Here is a 17,051-nt window from a genome sequence, read left to right on the forward strand (position 1 = left end):
TGGCCGAGTACAGCTAGACATGAGCGACGAGCGCGTAGCGTTCGTCGCTCACCGGGCCGCCCCACAGGTCGGGATCGTCGTCGAGCGGTTCGATACGCAGGTCGGTGACGAGCGGCCGTACCGCGGAGGCCAGGTCAACGGCGGTGACGCCGCCGCCCCACGGCAGCGTTTCGGCTCCCGTCACATAGGACGGTCCGGCCTGTCCGGTCTCCCCCCAACGGCCCTCGACCAGCACCAGCCGGCCGTTCGGGCGAAGCCGGGCGACCCACTCGCACAGCGCCGCACGGGGATCAGGCAGGGTCCACACCAGGTGCCGGCACAGCAGCATGTCGAACCGTTCGACGCCGGTGGGCGGAACGGCGGCGTCGCCGATCAGGAAACGCCCGGCGAGCCCGGCGTCCGCAAGCTTGGTCCGGGCCTGCTCGATCATCCGCGGTGCCAGGTCCACACCGGTCACCCGATGCCCGGCCGCGGCCAGCAGCTCGGACAGTGAGCCTGTGCCGCAACCGACGTCCAGGATGTCGGCCGGCTCTGCGGGCGTCCAGGCTCTCAGCAGGCGATCCCAGGCGGCACGTGTGTGCTCGGCGCGCAAGCCGTGGTCGGGCTCGTCGTCGAAGGCGCGGGCAGCGGCATCCCAGTAGTCGATGATCGCGGATGTGAGTTCGGTCATGGCGACGATCCTCGCAACCGCCACCGACAACGCCGCGTCTGCGATCACCGCCTGGCCACGCCCCTCCCCCGCTGCCGGGATTACGCTCTGCTCATGCCCTCCCGCGCCTCATCCGCCCGCCCGCCCAAGCCGAAGGAACCACTCGCGCCCAAGCTGCCCACACCGCTCATCCCCGCCGGGCCTCCCGCCCTTGAGGACGACGGCATGTACCGGTCCCTGGAGTTCACAGGCACGGACATGGCGTCCCTCCGAGCGGACGCGTTCGACTTCGAGGCGTGCCGCTTCACCGACGCGAGGCTCTCCGGCATGAAGATGCGGCGGGCAGGTTTCTCCGACGTGGAGATGGAGCGGTGCGACCTGTCGAACCTGGCGGCCGGGACCTCGGTGATGCAGCGGACCCGGGTGTCAGACAGCAGACTGACCGGTATGTCCTGGTCGGAATGCGTGTTCCGGGACGTGGTGTTCGACGCCTGCCGTATGGACCTGGCGGGTTTCCGCTTCTCCACCTTCAAGAACGTCGTCTTCCGCGACTGCACCATGCTGGAGGCCAACTTCCAGAACGCCGACCTTCGAGGTACGCGCTTCGAGCGGTGCGAGCTGACGGGAGCGCAGTTCTCCAACGCCCGGATGGAAGGTGCGCGGTTCACCGACTGCGCCCTGCTGAGGATCAACGGCGTCACCAGCCTCAAAGGTGCGACCATCACGAGCCGGGACGCCCAGGGGCTGGTCTACGGCCTGGCGGGGGCGATGGGCATCACCATCGAGGATTGAGCGTGCTCGGGACGGCTTCGGACCCCGGCCGGGCACCCTGCGCGGTTCCCGGTCCTGAGCCGGCTGCCGACGACGCTCGGACTCCGGCTCTGGCTCTGGCGTGAATCCCGTGAGCTGACCCTCCTCGGCCGACCGGCAGGACGCGTTTACGCAGGAGAGCGGGGTCGGCCCGGCCGTACGTCCGCCGCTTGAGCATCGTGACGCGGTTGACGTGACCCTCGGCCTTCCCGCCCCTCGGCCTTCCCGGGACCGTAGGGCAGGGTCAGCCCGGCTCTGACCGCGTCGGAAACCAGCCAGTGGCCGTGCGGACGCTCGGCGGCCGTGGTGGCGGGATGTTCGACAGATGATCAAAACCCGCCCGCCCCTCCCGTGGCGCTTCCGCCCGGTTCGACTGTGATCGTCACGGCAGGCCGGTGGAGCCGACACGGGTCGGTGATCGAGCTGTTCCGCGGCCGCGAAGATCGTGGACTCCATGACGGCGTCCACCCGGTGGTGCGCTCCCGGCCGGGCAGTGGCAGTAGCCGCCTCCCACCCGAAGCCCTGTTCGTGATCTCTGCCCATGTCCTGTCCGCAGAGTCCGTCACCGGGCGTCGGACGATGTCGCAAAAACGGCGTGACCGCTCCCATGCCGGAGACACGAAAGACCAGCTCACACATATGTGTGAGCTGGTCTTTGTCGGTGCCCCCTGCAAGATTCGAACTTGCGCTCCCGGCTCCGGAGGCCGGTGCTCTATCCCCTGAGCTAAGGGGGCCAACGCGTGATTACATTACCAGCATCCTGAGGGGTTGACGACAGCTAGAGGTTGAATACGCGTTAGTATGCATGGGTGAACTTAAAAGAGTGGGCCAAGGCTCAGGGTGTCCACCCGATCACCGCTTACCGGTGGTATCGGGAAGGGACCCTGCCTGTGCCCGCTCGCAAGGTCGGGCGGCTGATCCTGGTCGGAGACATCGACCCCGTCGCCGAGCACGGCGGAATCACAGTGGTGTACGCCTGTGTCTCCTCGGCCGAGCAGAAGGCCGATCTGGACGGCCAGGTCGCCCGGGTGACCGCGTGGGCGACCGGGCGCGGCATGAGCGTGGACCGGGTCGTGACCGAGGTCGGCTCCGCCCTCAACGGCCGCCGCAAGAAGTTCCTGGCGCTGCTCGCCGACCCGCAGGTGAGCACAATCGTGGTCGAACATCGCGACCGGTTCGCCCGCTTCGGCACCGAGTACGTCGCGGCGGCCCTGTCCGCCCAAGGCCGCCGCCTGATCGTGGCCGACCCCGCCGAGGTCGACGATGACCTGGTGCGGGACGTGACGGAGATCCTCACCTCGCTGTGCGCTCGCCTGTACGGCCGCCGTACTGCGGCGAACCGGGCGCGGCTTGCGGTGGCCGCCGCCACCGAGGACGCCGAGGACGAGAGCGCCCCGTGAAGGTGACACAGGCCTATCGCTACGCCCTCGACCCCACCGCTGAACAGGCGGCGGCGCTCGCCTCGCACTGCGGCGCGGCCCGGTTCGCGTTCAACTGGGGCCTGGCGTTGGTCAAGACCGCCTTGTCCCAGCGGGAGGCGGAGAAGTCCTACGGCGTGCCCGATGAACAGCTGACCGAGGTGGCATGGTCGCTGTACGGTCTGCGCCGGGCGTGGAACGCCACCAAGCACACCGCCGCGCCGTGGTGGGCCGAAAACTCCAAAGAGGCGTACAACAGCGGCCTGGACGGTTTGGCGCGAGCACTGAAGAACTGGTCGGCCTCCCGTAAAGGCGCCCGTAAAGGGCCGAAGATCGGGTTTCCCCGGTTCAAGTCCAAGCACCGCGCCGCTCTCTCGTGCCGGTTCACCACCGGCGTCATCCGCGTCGAGGCCGACCGCCGCCACGTGACGCTGCCCCGGCTGGGCACCATCCGCACGTGCGAGTCCACCCGCAAACTCGCCCGCCATATGGAGCACGGCACCGGCCGGATCCTCTCGGCCACCGTCCGGCGGGAAGGGGGCCGCTGGTTCGTCGCGTTCACCTGCGAGATCGACCGCACCGAACGCGCCCCGACCGGACCGGACGCCGTGGTCGGGGTGGATCTCGGCGTCAAGGTCCTCGCGGTGCTGTCCACCGGCGAGGTCATCGCCAACCCCAGGCATCACCGCTCGGCGTTGAAGCGTCTTCGCAGGTTGAACAAGCAGCTCGCACGCCGAACCGGGCCACGCACTCCCGACGGCGGCCGGCGAGAGGCCTCCGCCCGCTGGGCCAAGACGAAAGCGGCACTGGGCAAATCACACGCCCGCGTCGCCAACCAGCGGCGCGACGGCCTGCACAAGCTCACCAGCCGCCTGGCGGCCACCTGGGGCACCGTCGTGGTCGAAGATCTGAATGTGTCCGGGATGCTCGCCAATCGCAGGCTGGCTCGCGCTGTCGCCGATGTCGGTATGGCCGAGGTGCGACGCCAGCTCACCTACAAAACCATTTGGCACGGTGGCAGGCTCATCGTCGCCGACCGGTGGTTTGCCTCCAGTAAGACCTGTTCGGGTTGCGGCGCGGTGAGAGCCAAGCTCGCCCTGTCCGAACGCACCTACACCTGCACCGAGTGCGGCCTGGTCCTGGACAGGGACCACAACGCCGCGCTCAACCTGGCCGCGCTCGCGGCCGACGTCGCCCAGAGTCGCGAGGAGACGCTAAACGCCCGTGGAGGAGCGGTAGACCCGGCACCCGTGCCGGGCACGCACCGGCGAAACGGGAACCCCGAAAACGGGGAACGCTCCGGCGCAAGCCGGAAGCTGCCTGACGGAGTGCTTACCAAAACACCCTCACAGGCAACGGAACCGACACTCACATAGGGAACAGGTGATCTCCACGGGGACCCGAGGCCGCCTTGGAGCAGCGGATCGCCGGATCCATGGGGGTGGCCGACCGGCGCTGGGGCGGTCGGGACGGCTCGGTAAGGGCATGCAGTCGTCCCAAGAACACGCGACGGAGCAGGCTGTGATCGTTGCGGAAGCGAGTGACGGAGTGAGACGTTTTGCGGCCGCTTCGGTGGTACAGGGCCGAGGGGGGTGACATTCCTCGGGGTGCGGCAGGATGAGCCGTGATCACTTCGAGGTACGCGGCGGAGTGAGCGATGATCGCCTCGTACGGGGCGGACATGTCCCGAAAGAACGGCTGGTCAGTTCGGGGAGGGGCGGACGGCGCCCCGATAGCGGGAGCGGTAGTAGGGCGAGGCGGTGAAGTCGACGGCCCTGACGACGTCACCGCGCTTGGGGGCATGGATCATGATTCCGTCCTTGAGGTAGACGCCCACGTGGGTGGGATCCTTGACACCTCCCCCGAAGAAGACCAGGTCACCCGGGCGGAGCCTGGAGAGGGGAACCTTCCGGCCCTGCCTGAACTGGGTGCCGGTGTAGTGGGCGAGCCGGGCCCCCGCCTTGGACCAGGCGTGCAGGGCGAGCCCCGAGCAGTCGAAGCCTCCACCGGTCGGGCCCACGCTCGAACCGCCTCCCCAGACGTACGGTCTGCCGAGCTGGCGGAGCGCCGCGGCGGCCGCGATCTCTCCTCGGGTGGGAAGGACGCGTGTCCGCGAAGACGGCCACTTTCGTTTCGGGGGTGCCTGCCGCCGGGCGGCGGACGGTTCCCCCTTCGGCCGGGGCGACGACTTCCCGTTCGGTGAGGGCATCGACCCACCGGGCGGCATCTCCCGTGTGCCGGGGAGTGTCTCCTTTCCACTCCGTGGGACCCATGACGGCCCACCGGGGAGCGCGGGGGGCGTCGGCGGGGCATCCGGGGACGAGTCTTCTCCCGGCCACGTGTTCGCGGCCGTGGATCCCATCGGCCGCCCATTCGCGGCCATGGACCCCATCGGCTGTCCGTTCGCGGCCGTAGATCCTGCCGGCCGGTCATTCTCCGCCGCAGATTCCATCGTCTGTCCGTTCGCGGCCGTGGACCCTGTCGGCCGATCGTTCTCGGGCATGACTTCCATCGGCCACCCGCCCATGATCGCGGACTCCGTCGAGCGGTCGTTCTCCATCATGGGGTCCGTCGAGCGGTCGTTCCCGACCGGAGGCTCCGTCGGCCACCGGCCTTCCGGATCCGGGACGATCATTGGCCGCCCTGTATCCGTCCACGGAAGGGGTGATGGCCGGTCTCCGTCCTTGGCCGGAGGGACAGGCGACGAGAAAGACGGTGGAGACGCCGGAGATGTCGGAGACGCGGTCCCACAGGCGGCGACGAAGACGGCGTACGTCTCCCGGGAAGGCGGGACGACGCCCGGCGGGGCGGCCCGCAGGAGCGGTGACAGCAGGCGGATCCAGACGTCGCAGACGGCCGCGGGGAGGTGGGGCACGGGAATCTGTGGGCTCCCCGTGAGGATCGCCGAGAGGATGGTGACGGTGGCGAGTTTCGTGATCACGCACGCCCTCCTGAGCTCGATGAAGATCGAGGCCCCAGAATGCGCGGGAAGGGGTGATCCCCAAGAAGCCGAATACGGTTCTGTGGAAAACCCGCTCGACCCACCCCGCTCCACCTCGAAGGGCCTCCGGCGAGAGCGTTCGCGCCAGGTTCTGCAGGCCCGGTTGCCGCCGGACCGAAATGTCAACTAGGGTTGACGAATGGACGACAGGAGAACGGTGACACCCTCACGAGCTGCGACGAACGGCGCCTTCCAGGGTGGCTCGGCGGTGGCGAGGCCGCCTCGACGGACATCGGAGCGGGCGGGGAGGCCAGGGGTCCACGCCGTGGTGCGCGACGGCGTGTCCCGCGCCGGGGCCTTCCCGGCCGAAGACGGGTCCGCGCTCGTCGCCCACGGAGCCGTCGACCGCCCTCTGCCCGGCGCCGGATCATGACGGGCCCGTACGGCGACGAGAGGCTCGCGGCGAAGCTTCGCGAGGCGGTCGGTGATCGCCACCCGGTGGTGGCCGCCGCCACCGTCTCCCCCCGAGGAACGACCGTGACGAGCCTGGGCGCGCCCCTCGGCGCGGACTTCGAGATCGGCTCCATCTCCAAGGGCGTCACCGGCCTGCTCTACGCCGACGCGCTCGCCCGCGGAGAGATCGGCCCGGAGTCGACCCTCGGCGACGTACTTCCCCTGGGAGACGCCCCCGCGGCGAACGTGACGCTGGCATCGCTCAGCACGCACCGTTCGGGGCTGCCGAGGCTGCCCGCGTCCGCCTCGCCCTGGCGGCGGACCTTCTCGCTGTGGATGCACGGTACGAACCCCTACGGCGAGGACCTCGACGAACTCCTCGACCAGGCCAGGGGGGTGCAGGTCGGGAGCCCCCGCGCCCGATACTCCAATCTCGGTTTCGAGCTGCTCGGCCACGCGGTCGCACGCGCGGCCGGAACGAGCTACCGGGATCTCGTGCGCGAACGGGTCGCCAAGCCGCTGGGACTCGGCGTGTTCTACACGCCCTCGGCCCCCGGCGAGCTGCGACCCGACGCGATCATCGGCAGGAGCAGGTCGGGCCGGGAGCAGCAGCCGTGGACGGGAGAGGCGATCGGCCCCGCGGGCGGCATCCGGGCGTCGATCGAGGACATGGCCGCGCTGACCGCCGCCCTGCTCGACGGCACCGCCCCCGGCATCGCCGCCCTCGATCCCGTGACGACCTTCGCCGGACGGGCGGTGCGCATCGGCGCCGCGTGGGTCGTCCTCGAAAAGGACGGCCGTTTCGTCACCTGGCACAACGGCGGCACCGGCGGGTTCCGTACGTGGCTGGGGATCGACCGGGCGGCCGGTACCGGCGTCGTCGTCATGTCCGCGACCGCGATCTCGGTGGACCGCCCCGGTTTCATCCTGCTCGCCCGGCTCACCAAGGAGGCGGGCGAGGCCGAGACGACCGAACGGGCCGGAGGAACCGGGGGCACCGGAGGCACCGGGGCGACCGGGAAGAGGGATGACATCGACGGAGACCGCACGGCCGGAGATGCCGGGGGGACCGCGTAGGCCGAGGAGACCGCGCAGGACGTTGTCCGGCCCTCTCACGGGCGTCTCCGCAGCTGACCGGAAGCGTTCGCGGGCCCCGGAGCCGCTCGCGGGCCCCAGGAGCGTTCACGGACTCCGGGAACGTTCGCGGACTCCGGAAGCGTTCGCGAGCTCCGGGGCCGCATGATCTATGTCATGGCAGGGTCCTCGTGAGGGTCTGCCGTCCCGCGCCGGACCATCTCGGCCCCGCCGGCGGCGAGGAGCGCGAGGGCCACCAGCAGCGCGCTGACCCACAGTGGCGAGCGGTGGCCGAGTCCCGCGCCGATGGGGATCCCGCCGAGCCAGGGACCGATCGCGGCGCCCACGTTGAACGCGGCCGTGGCGAACCCGCCGGCCAGGGTCGGCGCCCCGGTCGCCGCGTAGAGCGCCCGCGAGATCAACACCGACCCGACGGCGAACGCCAGGGTCCCCTGGACGAAGACGAGCACGATCGCCGCCACCGGGTTCTCGGCGATCATCGCGAACAGCACCCAGCCGATGAGCAGCGCCACCCCGCCGGCCACCAGGAACGGGACGGGCCGCGTGTCGGCGATGCGGCCGCCGACGGTGACACCGAGGAACGAACCCAGGCCGAAGAGCGCCAGCACGGCGGGCACCCACGCCGACTCGATCCCGCTGACGCCGGTGACCAGCGGCGCGAGGTAGGTGAACGTGCAGAACGTCCCGCCGTTCACGAGGGCTCCCAGGAGCAGGGTCACCAGAAGCCGCCGATCGCGCAGCGCGCCCAGTTCCCCGCGCACGCTCGGGCGGGCCGATCCGGAACCGCCGGCCGGGACCGCCCGCAGGATCGCGACGACGGCCGGCACCGACAGGACGGCCACCGCCCAGAACGCTGAGCGCCATCCCCACAGTTGACCGAGCAGCGCACCTGCGGGAACGCCCACGACGCAGGCGATGGTGATGCCGCCCAGCAGGACGGAGGTGGCGCGGCCCTTGGCGTGCGGCGCGACCATACCGGCCGCGGTCGCCAGGGCCACGGCCAGGAAGCCGGCGCCTGCCAGCGCCCCGGCGACCCGCGTGGCCAGCAACACCCCGAAGCTCGTGGTGACCGCGCCGAGGACATGGACGAGCAGGAAGACGATCAGGAAGGTCAGCAGCGAGCGCCGCCGCGACCAGCGCAGGCTCAGGATCGCCATCAGCGGCGCACCTACGACCATCCCCACCGCGAACGCCGAGGTCAGGAGTCCGGCGGTCGGAATGGACACCCGCATGTCCCGTGCGATGCCCGGCACGAGGCCGGACAGCATGAACTCGGACGTTCCCTGGGCGAAGACCGCCAGTCCGAGCAGGTGGACGACGAAAGGCATGACAAGACTCCGCGATCACATCGTGGATCGGTAAGGAGGCGGCAGGCCGCGGCGACACCCGTGTCGACGCCGGAGGAACGGCCGTTCGGCCGGGGGCGCGGCCCGCGCGCGGAGGAACCCGCCGGCGTCACGGGGGTGACGCACGGTCCAGGTCGGACATGGCCCGCTCTACGGTGATCCGGTGGCAGTGGTCGCGTACGGCGAGGACCGCGGCCTCATCGGCCACGGGGCTTCAACGCGACGACGTGGGCGGCCACCGGACGACCGGTGGCTAGAGTCTTGACGCCTCGGGGCCGGACATGAGCGCAAGCTAGCAATCCCGAGCCCGGCATGTCCAATCGTCCGGCCACGGACGCGGCCAAGGCTCACGGGCACGGACCACGGACCACGGACCACGGGCCACGGGCCACGGGCCACGGGCCACGGGCACGAGCACGGGCACGGGCACGGGCACGGGCACGGGCACGAGCACGGGCACGGGCACGGGCACGAGCACGAGCACGGGCACGGGCACGGGCACGAGCCACGGGCGCGGGCCACGGGCCGGCCCCCGCCGCCTGTGACACGGGGACGCGGACATCCGCGGAAACCCGCGCGGAGAGGCGGTCGAGAGGTTAGCCTCACGCCCGTGGGAGAGGTTCTGGGCAGGGTGTTGGTAGTGGATGACGACGACGTCATCCGGCAGCTCATCGCGGTCAACCTGACCCTGGAGGGGTTCCAGGTCGACACGGCCTCCGACGGGCAGGACTGCCTGGATCGGGTGCTGGACGTGATGCCCGACGTCATCACGCTGGACGTCATGATGCCCAGGCTGGACGGCTGGATGACCGCCACCAGGCTGCGGAACGGCGCGGGCACCGGTCACATCAAGGTGGTCCTGATCACCGCGCGGGCGCAGGAGGACGACAAGCGGCGAGGCCTCGGGATCGGGGTCGACGCCTACCTCACGAAACCCTTCGATCCGGCCGAGCTGATCCAGGTCGTACGGGAGCTGGCCTCGACGGCGCGGACCGCGCGCGACGGTCGGAGCGGCGCCTGACCACGGCGTCCCCCTGGAACGCCCTCCGCGCCGGGACGCCCTTCGTGCCGATCGGTCAGAGCAGGTCGGTCAGAGCAGGTCGTCCCTGTGGGCCACGGCCGCGGCCTGGGTGCGGGAGGAGACGCCCAGCTTGGCCAGGATGTTGGAGACGTGCACGCTGACCGTCTTCTGCGAGATGAACAGCCTCTCGCCGATCTCACGGTTGGACAGGCCCTGCGCCACGAGGGCGAGCACCTCCCGCTCCCGGACGGTGAGCGGCGACGGGCCGCCGGAGGCGTGGGCCTGTTCCCCGGTGGTCACGGACGGTCGCGCGGAGGAGAAGCGCGCCCTGCGGCCCAGTTCCGCCAGGGCGGAGGCGAGCGGCTCCGCGTGCAGGGACCCGGCGGCCTCGACCGCGAGCTCCCACTCCTTCTGCGCCCCGGCGCGGTCCCCGGCGGCGAGCAGCGCCTCGGCCAGCCGCCGGCGCGAGCGCGCGACCTCGTAGACGAACCCGAAGTCGAACGCCTCGACCACCTCACGCCACGCCGCGACGTCGAGCCGGCCGTGCGCGCGGTGCCGTTCGGCCTCGGCCCGGGCGAGCCAGGCCAGGCCCTCGGGGCCGAGCGGGCCCCGGCGGACCGATCCGGGGCCGACGGCCGCGGGCGTCCGGGCTCGTTCCAGGAAGGCGTCGGCCTCGGCGGGACGTCCCAGGTCCGCCAGGGCCCACAGGGCGGTGCTGCTGAGCCGGATCGCGGCGGGGTCGTTGCCGGGAAGGCAGTCGAGCGCCGCGCGGGCGTGTTCGAGGGCGGTCTCGGCCTCACCGTGCCACAGGGCGTGCTCGGCGGCCAGGCCGCGGGCCATGGCGTTCACCAGGGGTTCGTCCGGCCAGAAGGGCTCCAGCCAGGAGAGGCGCTCCTCGACGACGGGCAGGCCCCTGGCGACCTCGACGAAGAGCGCGAAGGACGACAGGAGCGCCTCGGCCGGGGTGCCGACGCGGACGGCGAACTCCGAGGCGACCTTCTCGGCCGCCTCCCACTCCCCGGCGACATAGTGGATCAGCAGCCGCAGGAAGCGCAGATCGGTGCCGAAGGTGCTCCAGTTGAGCCCGGTCTCGTGGGACAGCCGCAGGCCCCGGTCGGCGGTGACCGCGGCCTCGGCGAGGTCGCCGTTCTCGTACTGGAGGCGGGCCTGGTTGAAGATGGCGCGCAGGTCGACGGCGAGGTTGCCGGAGCTCTCCGCGGTGGCGCAGGCGAGCAGTTCCTTGGCCCGGGGGATGTCGTCGGCGAGCGCGGCCACCGCGGCGAGCGTGATCAGCGCGCTGGTCTCGGCGTCGGCGGCGCCGCTCGCGCGGGCCACCTCCAGGGCACGGGCGGCCATGGGCTCGACCTCGTCGTGCCGCTCGCTCCACTGGAGCGAGCGGGCGTAGGTGGCGAGCGCCCTGGCGAGCGGGGCTCCCTCCGGGGCCGTCTCGACGGCGGCGTGCGCGGTGGCGATCGCCCCTTCCAGGTCGTCGAGGTCGATGAGGATGTACGACAGCCGCTCGTTGATCTCCGCGGAGGGCGGGAGCCGCCGCAACTGCGAGGCCGCCCGGTGGTTGTCCCCGCTGTCGGCCGCCGCGGTGGCGCTGCGGACCGCCAGGCTCACGTGGTCGAGCCCGGCCCTGTGCTCGGCGTCCGGCACCCGGTCCCACAGGCCGAGCGCCCGGTCGAAGTGGCGGTGCGCCTCGGCGGGGGCGCCCAGCCGCTCGGCCCGGCGCCCGGCCTCCACGGACGCGGCCAGCGCCTCGGGCAGGTCGTGCCCGGCCAGGTAGTGGTGGGCGAGCTCGGCCGCGGAACCTCCCCGGGCGGTCAGCAGGCCGGCGAACTCGCCGTGCATCCTGGTCCGCTCACCGGGCAGCAGGTCGTTGTAGACGGCCTCCTGCAGGAGCGCGTGCCGGAAGGCGTAGCCGTAGTCCCCGTCGGGGCGGAGCAGGCCGCGCGAGACGATCTCCCGCATGGCCTCCTCGAAGGCCAGGTCGTCCAGGCCGGAGGCCCGCTGGAGCAGGTCGTGGTCGGCCCGGCGGCCCGCGACGGCCGCGCCGCGGAGCACCCGCTGCGCGGGGTCGGAGAGCAGCTCGGCACGGGAGAGCAGCAGCCCGGCCAGGCCCTCGGTCATCAGGGAGCCGTCCGAGGCGGCCTCCAGCAGTTCCTCGGCGTAGAACGGGTTGCCCTCGGCGCGGTCGACGACCTCCCCCATCACGCGGGGGTCGGTGCCGCCGAGCGCGGCCAGGTAGTCGGTCATCTCGTGGCGGTCGAGGGGCGCCAGCTCCACCGAGGTCACCGAGGGCAGGCGGTTGAGCTCGGCGAGGACCCGGCGCAGCGGATGCCTGCGGTGAAGGTCGTCGGTGCGGTAGGTGCCGACGAGGCAGACGCGCTCGGTCTGCAGCATCCGGCTGAGGAAGACCAGCAGGTCACGGGTGGACTGGTCGGCCCAGTGCAGGTCCTCCAGGACCAGCAGCACGGGGTGCGCGGACAGGAAGCCGAGCACCGAGCCGAAGAGCTGCTGCTGGGTCAGGCCCGAGGTGCTCTCCCTGCCCGGGTCGGTGCCGCCGGGCAGCAGCCTGCCCAGGACCGGCCGCGCGTCGAGCGCCGCGCGGAGCTCCCCGCGCGCGGAGCGCAGGGCGTCGGCGAGCGGGAGGTACGGCAGGGCGTCACCGAGCTCGGCACACTGCCCGATGAGCACGGCGAACCCGGCGGAGGCCGCCCGCCCGGCCAGCTCCGTGATCATTCTGGTCTTGCCGATGCCCGCGTCACCGCCCAGCAGGGCGACTCCGGCCCGCCCCGCGGCGGCGGCGTCGAGCACCTCGGTCAGCCGACGCAGCTCCGCCGACCTTCCGATCAACGCGCTTCGCGTGCCCTGCGCACCCTGCGTGCTCTGCCACCCCACGTCGGCGAGTATGGCACGCGGCTCCGACACCCCCGGCGGGCACCGGCGGGCACCGGCAGGCATCGACGAGCACCGGCGGGCCGATTGGTCCGCCGTGGCATCCGCGCATTGGTCCTGACCTCACTCGCCCACCGGCCCTAGGGTCGGGGGCATGGTCTCCCCGTCCACGCTCATCGTCTTCGCGGTGGCGTCCCTGGCCCTGGTCCTGGTGCCGGGCCCGAACCACATCTACATCATCACCCGCGCCGTCTCGCAGGGCCGCGCCGCGGGCGTGGCCAGCGCGTTCGGCGTCGAGGTCGGCACGCTGGTGCACATCGCCGCCGCGGCGGCGGGTCTGTCGTACGTGATCGCGCGGTCCGCCACCCTGTTCAACGTGATCAAGTGGGCCGGTGTGGCGTACCTGGTCTACCTGGGCGTCCGGGCGCTGACCAGCAGGCAGGAGCTCACGGCCCGGGAGGCCCCGCCGCAGCCGCTGCGGTCGGTCTTCCTGGAGGGTGTCGTGGTCAACCTGCTCAATCCCAAGGTGATCCTCTTCTTCCTGGCCTTCCTTCCGCAGTTCGTGGACCCCCAGGCGGGCGCGGTGCCGCTGCAGATCGCCGTCCTGGGCGGGACCCTGCTGCTGCTCGGGGTGCTCTCGGACCTGGCCTACGCCCTGACGGCGGACGCCCTCGGCAGGCGGCTGAGGACCCGATCCGCCCTGATCGGCAACCTCAGCGGGGTCGTCTACCTGGGTCTGGGCCTCGCGACCGCGCTCTCCGGCCGTTCCGTCTGAATGGTCCCGGAGAATTCCGAACGATCACCAGGGGATGACGCCGTCGTCCTCGAAGAACGAACCGGTCGGGCCGCCGTCGGGCAGCGTGGCGAGCCGGATCGCCGTGGCCGCGCCCTGTTCGGGGGTGCGGGGCGCCTGAAAGCCGGTGAAGTCGGTGAAGTCGGTGAAGTCGGTGGCGACCAGGCCCGGGCAGGCGGCGTCGATCAGGATGTTCGTACCGGCGAACCGCCGGGCGTACTGCACGGTGACGGCGTTGAGGAACGTCTTCGGCGGCGCGCAGGCCGCCATGATCGGGCCGATCTCGATGTCCGGGTCCGCCTGCCTGGTCGGAGGTGCTGCTGCACGAGGGCCGCGCGGCCCTCGACGCGGCCACCGCCACCACCGCCGCCCGCCCGGCCCTGTCCCTGACCGACGCGCGGCCCGTCGTCACCCACATCGCCTGGCCCGCGCACAGCCGCTCCCCCGCCCTCGCCGGGCTGGTCCGCACGGCCGTGCGGCTGTGACCCGCTCCCGTCCCCCGCGCTGAGGCACGTCCGCGGTCCTCGGCCTTCGCCGGGGGCGCCGGGGCGGGGCCGGGTCAGGCGGAGAGGGCGCCCGGGATGCGGTCCAGGATCGGGTAGGGCAGCAGGCCGTACGCGTAGAAGTCGACCGCGTCGGCGCCCGCCGCCCGCACGGCGCGGACCTTGGCGGCGAGGCGGCCGGCCGAGTCGGTGTCGGGGAGGCCGGGGCGCAGCACGACCCGCAGTTCCCTGTCCTTACCGGTCGAGCGGCGGTAGGCGACCACGTCCTCGGCCACCCTGCCCGCGTCGCGGGCGTAGGCGAGCACGCCGAGCGAGGGCACCAGGTCGCCCAGGGCGACCAGGTCCACGCCGAGCTGCCAGGAGTCGTGCGCCGCGAGCCCGGAGGAGGGCAGGCCGTCGCCGTACCCCTTGACCGAGCCGGTGGCGTCCAGGAAGACGAGCCGTGAGCCCTCCGCGGTGACCGCGGTGGAGACGTCGGAGACCAGCGAGGTCACCGTCTCCGAGCGGGCCCGCGCGTAGGCGACCGCCTCGGGGCCCGCGTACGCGGTCAGCGCCGCGCGGGTCACCTCGCCCTGCGCGGGCGGGGCGCCGTCGAGCACCGCGCCCACGATCCTGGAGCACTCCTCCCGCGCCACCTCGGCCTTGACGCCCAGGTCGGTGGCGCGGCGCATGCAGAAACCGCAGAAGCACAGGCCGAGCAGGAACGTGTCCATCGGCCCGAGCGGGACGAAGCTGCGCTCGTGGTGGTAGCCGTGGCCGAAGGTGCCGAAGTGCAGCGCCTCGGCCACCACGCTGTCGACGCCCAGCCTGGCCACCGCCCGGCCCAGCGCCACCGCGTACAGGCGCACGTCGGGGTGGGAGGGGCACAGGTCCGCGGGCGAGCCGCGGTCGCCGAAGCAGTTGCGCACGGTCACGTCGGGCTCGGCCAGGCCGAGCGTGGTGTTCTGCAGGAAGACGGTCCAGCCGTGCAGCGCCAGCCCGCGCTCGGCGGTGGCCTCGCGGAGCGCGGCCAGCGGCTCGTCGGCGGCCCCTTCCTGCGGCGGCGGGGACAGCCTCAGCTCGCCGAAGAGGTCGGCGGGCGGGGTGAAGTGCGCGCCGTCCTCGCGGACCGTCACCCGGGAACGGCCGTGCGGGGTGACGTCGCGGGCGCGGTGGTAGGCCGCGGCCACGGTCACCCCCCGCACCCCGTACCCGGTGATCCGGTCGAGGACCGCCTCCAGGCCCTCCCCGCGTACGTCCTCGACATAGACGTATAGCGAGCTGTCCAAGCCGCCGCCCTCCCTGAAGTCGGTCAGACTCTAACGCGGCCGGTAGGCCACGAAGTCGATCTCGACGAGGATGTCCATCAGGTCCGAGCCGACGGTCGTGCGCACCGGGTAGGGGCGGGTGAAGTACGACTTGTAGGCCTCGTTGTAGGCGGCGAAGTCGCGCTTGAGGTGCTGCAGGTGCACGGTCGACTTGATCACGTCGTCGAAGCCGAGGCCGTGCGCGGCGAGGATCGCGCCGAGGTTGCGCATCACCTGGTGGGTCTGCTCGGCCACGTCGGCGCCGACGACCTCGCCGGTCTCGGGGCTCAGCGGCCCCATGCCCGAGGTGTAGACGAAGTCGCCGACCACCAGGCCCTGCGAGTAGGCCCCCACGGGCGCGGCGCCCTCGTCGGTCCGCAGCTCCTGCTTGGCGCTCATATCGGAACACTCCTCAACGGTGAAGGACACGAAATCGGAAAGGTCGGAAAGGTCAGGAAGGTCAGGAAGGTCAGAAGCAGGTGTTCAGCAGGCCGACGACGACGTGGTCCTCGTCGACCACCGGCATGACCCGCCACTTGTCGAAGGCGGTGCACGGGTGGGAGATGCCGAACGACACCAGGTCCCCCGGCCTGACCGGCGACCCCGGGGCCAGCCGCAGCAGCGTGTGCTGGTCCTGGACCTTGAGCACGGTCGCGTCGGCGACGGCCCCGCGCGGGATCGGCAGGCCCTCGTCGAACGGCGCGTCCCGCTTGCCGAACCCGACCACGGCCAGGCCGGGTTCGGGGACGCTCAGCACGTGCGCCCAGATCTCCAGGGCGGCGCGCAGTTCCCCGTCCATCCGGGTGTACGGGGTGCGCTCGCGGTAGTAGCCGTCGTCGTGGGAGACGTAGGCGCCGCTGCGCAGCATGACCCTGGCCTGGCAGGTGACGAGCTCGCGGCCGATCACGTCGAACCACTGGCTGCCGCCCACCGACAGGATCGGGTCGCGGACCCGCAGGTGCTCCAGCGCCTCCAGCAGCCGGTGCAGGTAGGCCCGGACCTCCTCGGCCGAGCCCAGCGATCCCTCGTACCCGGCGACGCCCGCGAGCTCCACGCCGTCGGCCGCCTGTGCCGCCGAGGCGACCTCAAGCAGGTGCTCCAGGGTGCGGCTGCCGCCCCGCCCGCCCGGGTGGCCGAGCTCGGCCAGCACCCGGAACGGCCTGGGCCCGGCGTGCCGGGAGAGTGTCTCGACCCCGGCCGTCGAGTCGACGAAGCAGAGGAACTCGAACGCCTCGTCCCCGGCGAGGTCCGCGGCCAGCGCGTCGAGGCCGGCCGGGTCGAAGACCTGGTTGGCCAGGACGATCCGGGAGACGCCGAACTCGCGCACGGTGAGCGCCTGGCTGGGGGTGGCGACCGTCATGCCCCACGCACCCGCCTCCAGCTGCGCCGCGACCAGCTCGGGCGACATGGTGGTCTTGGCGTGCGGGGCGAAGATCATCCCGTACTCGCGGGTGAAGGTCGCGAGGGTGGCGATGTTGTGCTCCAGCGCGTCGCGGCGGGCCACCATCACGGGGAAGGTGAACGCCCCGCCGAACAGCGACGCCCCCACGGCCCTGCCGGGGTCCACGATCCCCTTCACGTGCCCGCTCCTCCCTCTGCTCGCCCCGGGGCCGGCGGCCGTCCGGCCGTCGTTGTCCGGGCATGGGAGATCACGTCCCCCTCGTCCGCCCTGAGGACCCTATCCTCACGGCGCCCCCCGCGGGGACGGGTCCGGCGGACCGCCCCGTGGACGTCGCCGGGCCGTCCGTGCGGACGTCGCGCGGACGTCGCACGGACGCCGCACGGACGCCGCACGGACGCCGCACGGACGCCGCACGGACGCCGCACGGACGCCC

General features: G+C 72.1%; 16 protein-coding genes and 1 tRNA gene. 8 read left to right on the forward strand and 9 right to left on the reverse strand.

Translation table 11 applies throughout. The annotated features are described in order from the left end of the window. Positions 1-13: 13 nt before the first annotated feature. On the reverse strand, positions 14-670 hold the full coding sequence (locus AB0G16_RS31365; RefSeq protein WP_362813145.1) for a methyltransferase domain-containing protein: 657 nt from the start codon (positions 668-670) through the stop codon (positions 14-16). Positions 671-763: 93 nt separating this feature from the next. Here AB0G16_RS31365 and AB0G16_RS31370 point away from each other — a divergent pair, with 93 nt between their 5' ends. Continuing rightward, complete coding sequence (locus AB0G16_RS31370; RefSeq protein WP_362813148.1) at positions 764-1,441, forward strand: pentapeptide repeat-containing protein; 678 nt, start codon at positions 764-766, stop codon at positions 1,439-1,441. Positions 1,442-2,121: 680 nt separating this feature from the next. Here the strand turns inward: AB0G16_RS31370 and AB0G16_RS31375 are convergent. After that, positions 2,122-2,193: transfer RNA gene (locus tag AB0G16_RS31375), tRNA-Arg, on the reverse strand. A 75-nt stretch (positions 2,194-2,268) separates the two neighbouring features. On the opposite strand from AB0G16_RS31375, the gene AB0G16_RS31380 reads away from it, so the two are divergent. Further along, on the forward strand, positions 2,269-2,859 hold the full coding sequence (locus tag AB0G16_RS31380) for an IS607 family transposase (RefSeq protein ID WP_362813150.1): 591 nt from the start codon (positions 2,269-2,271) through the stop codon (positions 2,857-2,859). Further along, positions 2,856-4,253 carry an IS607 family element RNA-guided endonuclease TnpB gene (gene tnpB, locus AB0G16_RS31385; RefSeq protein WP_362813153.1) on the forward strand — a complete coding sequence of 466 codons (1,398 nt, stop codon included), beginning with the start codon at positions 2,856-2,858 and terminating at the stop codon, positions 4,251-4,253. Before AB0G16_RS31380 ends, tnpB begins: the two co-directional genes overlap by 4 nt. A gap of 326 nt (positions 4,254-4,579) precedes the next feature. Here the strand turns inward: tnpB and AB0G16_RS31390 are convergent, their stop codons facing one another. Further along, positions 4,580-5,329: a C40 family peptidase gene (locus tag AB0G16_RS31390; protein WP_362813156.1), complete on the reverse strand. Its 750-nt coding sequence runs from the start codon at positions 5,327-5,329 to the stop codon at positions 4,580-4,582. Here AB0G16_RS31390 and AB0G16_RS31395 point away from each other — a divergent pair. Beyond that, positions 5,259-6,008, forward strand: coding sequence for a hypothetical protein (locus AB0G16_RS31395; protein ID WP_362813199.1), 750 nt, complete (start codon positions 5,259-5,261; stop codon positions 6,006-6,008). The two genes, AB0G16_RS31390 and AB0G16_RS31395, sit on opposite strands and share 71 nt — an antisense overlap. A 239-nt stretch (positions 6,009-6,247) precedes the next feature. Continuing rightward, positions 6,248-7,348 carry a serine hydrolase domain-containing protein gene (locus AB0G16_RS31400; RefSeq protein WP_362813159.1) on the forward strand — a complete coding sequence of 367 codons (1,101 nt, stop codon included), beginning with the start codon at positions 6,248-6,250 and terminating at the stop codon, positions 7,346-7,348. A 167-nt stretch (positions 7,349-7,515) separates the two neighbouring features. Here AB0G16_RS31400 and AB0G16_RS31405 read toward each other — a convergent pair whose 3' ends face one another. Then, positions 7,516-8,694, reverse strand: a complete 1,179-nt coding sequence (locus AB0G16_RS31405; RefSeq protein ID WP_362813161.1) for a Cmx/CmrA family chloramphenicol efflux MFS transporter — start codon at positions 8,692-8,694, stop codon at positions 7,516-7,518. Between the two features lie 649 nt (positions 8,695-9,343). Here AB0G16_RS31405 and AB0G16_RS31410 point away from each other — a divergent pair. Next, positions 9,344-9,733: a response regulator gene (locus AB0G16_RS31410; RefSeq protein ID WP_362813164.1), complete on the forward strand. Its 390-nt coding sequence runs from the start codon at positions 9,344-9,346 to the stop codon at positions 9,731-9,733. Positions 9,734-9,802: 69 nt separating this feature from the next. Here AB0G16_RS31410 and AB0G16_RS31415 read toward each other — a convergent pair whose 3' ends face one another. Next, complete coding sequence (locus AB0G16_RS31415; protein WP_362813167.1) at positions 9,803-12,637, reverse strand: AAA family ATPase; 2,835 nt, start codon at positions 12,635-12,637, stop codon at positions 9,803-9,805. 151 nt (positions 12,638-12,788) lie between these two features. Between AB0G16_RS31415 and AB0G16_RS31420 the strand changes: the two genes are divergently transcribed. Continuing rightward, positions 12,789-13,409: a LysE family translocator gene (locus tag AB0G16_RS31420; RefSeq protein ID WP_362813170.1), complete on the forward strand. Its 621-nt coding sequence runs from the start codon at positions 12,789-12,791 to the stop codon at positions 13,407-13,409. A 24-nt stretch (positions 13,410-13,433) separates the two neighbouring features. Here the strand turns inward: AB0G16_RS31420 and AB0G16_RS31425 are convergent, their stop codons facing one another. Next, complete coding sequence (locus AB0G16_RS31425; protein WP_362813174.1) at positions 13,434-13,697, reverse strand: hypothetical protein; 264 nt, start codon at positions 13,695-13,697, stop codon at positions 13,434-13,436. 44 nt (positions 13,698-13,741) lie between these two features. On the opposite strand from AB0G16_RS31425, the gene AB0G16_RS31430 reads away from it, so the two are divergent. Continuing rightward, positions 13,742-13,912: a hypothetical protein gene (locus tag AB0G16_RS31430; protein WP_362813177.1), complete on the forward strand. Its 171-nt coding sequence runs from the start codon at positions 13,742-13,744 to the stop codon at positions 13,910-13,912. Positions 13,913-13,986: 74 nt separating this feature from the next. Here the strand turns inward: AB0G16_RS31430 and AB0G16_RS31435 are convergent, their stop codons facing one another. The 3 genes from AB0G16_RS31435 to AB0G16_RS31445 form a co-directional block, all read right to left on the reverse strand. Further along, entirely contained in the window at positions 13,987-15,198 is a 1,212-nt protein-coding gene (locus AB0G16_RS31435; protein ID WP_362813179.1) for a hypothetical protein, read from the reverse strand. A gap of 30 nt (positions 15,199-15,228) precedes the next feature. Then, on the reverse strand, positions 15,229-15,615 hold the full coding sequence (locus AB0G16_RS31440) for a Rid family detoxifying hydrolase (RefSeq protein WP_362813182.1): 387 nt from the start codon (positions 15,613-15,615) through the stop codon (positions 15,229-15,231). A gap of 70 nt (positions 15,616-15,685) precedes the next feature. Continuing rightward, a complete protein-coding gene (locus AB0G16_RS31445) occupies positions 15,686-16,795 on the reverse strand; it encodes an alanine racemase (RefSeq protein WP_362813185.1) in 1,110 nt (369 codons plus the stop codon). Positions 16,796-17,051 lie beyond the last annotated feature (256 nt).

It is taken from the genome of Streptosporangium sp. NPDC023615, assembly GCF_040640155.1.
GTDB lineage: Bacteria > Actinomycetota > Actinomycetes > Streptosporangiales > Streptosporangiaceae > Streptosporangium.

What these genes read in the sequence shown, in the direction of transcription:
- AB0G16_RS31440 (WP_362813182.1), bottom strand. Translation starts at nt 15,615, where the DNA reads ATGAGCGCCAAGCAGGAGCTGCGGACCGACGAGGGCGCCGCGCCCGTG.
- AB0G16_RS31370 (WP_362813148.1), top strand. Translation starts at nt 764, where the DNA reads ATGCCCTCCCGCGCCTCATCCGCCCGCCCGCCCAAGCCGAAGGAACCA.
- AB0G16_RS31365 (WP_362813145.1), bottom strand. Translation starts at nt 670, where the DNA reads ATGACCGAACTCACATCCGCGATCATCGACTACTGGGATGCCGCTGCC.
- AB0G16_RS31390 (WP_362813156.1), bottom strand. Translation starts at nt 5,329, where the DNA reads ATGGAATCTGCGGCGGAGAATGACCGGCCGGCAGGATCTACGGCCGCG.
- AB0G16_RS31395 (WP_362813199.1), top strand. Translation starts at nt 5,259, where the DNA reads ATGGACCCCATCGGCTGTCCGTTCGCGGCCGTAGATCCTGCCGGCCGG.
- AB0G16_RS31405 (WP_362813161.1), bottom strand. Translation starts at nt 8,694, where the DNA reads ATGCCTTTCGTCGTCCACCTGCTCGGACTGGCGGTCTTCGCCCAGGGA.
- AB0G16_RS31425 (WP_362813174.1), bottom strand. Translation starts at nt 13,697, where the DNA reads ATGGCGGCCTGCGCGCCGCCGAAGACGTTCCTCAACGCCGTCACCGTG.
- AB0G16_RS31420 (WP_362813170.1), top strand. Translation starts at nt 12,789, where the DNA reads ATGGTCTCCCCGTCCACGCTCATCGTCTTCGCGGTGGCGTCCCTGGCC.
- AB0G16_RS31400 (WP_362813159.1), top strand. Translation starts at nt 6,248, where the DNA reads ATGACGGGCCCGTACGGCGACGAGAGGCTCGCGGCGAAGCTTCGCGAG.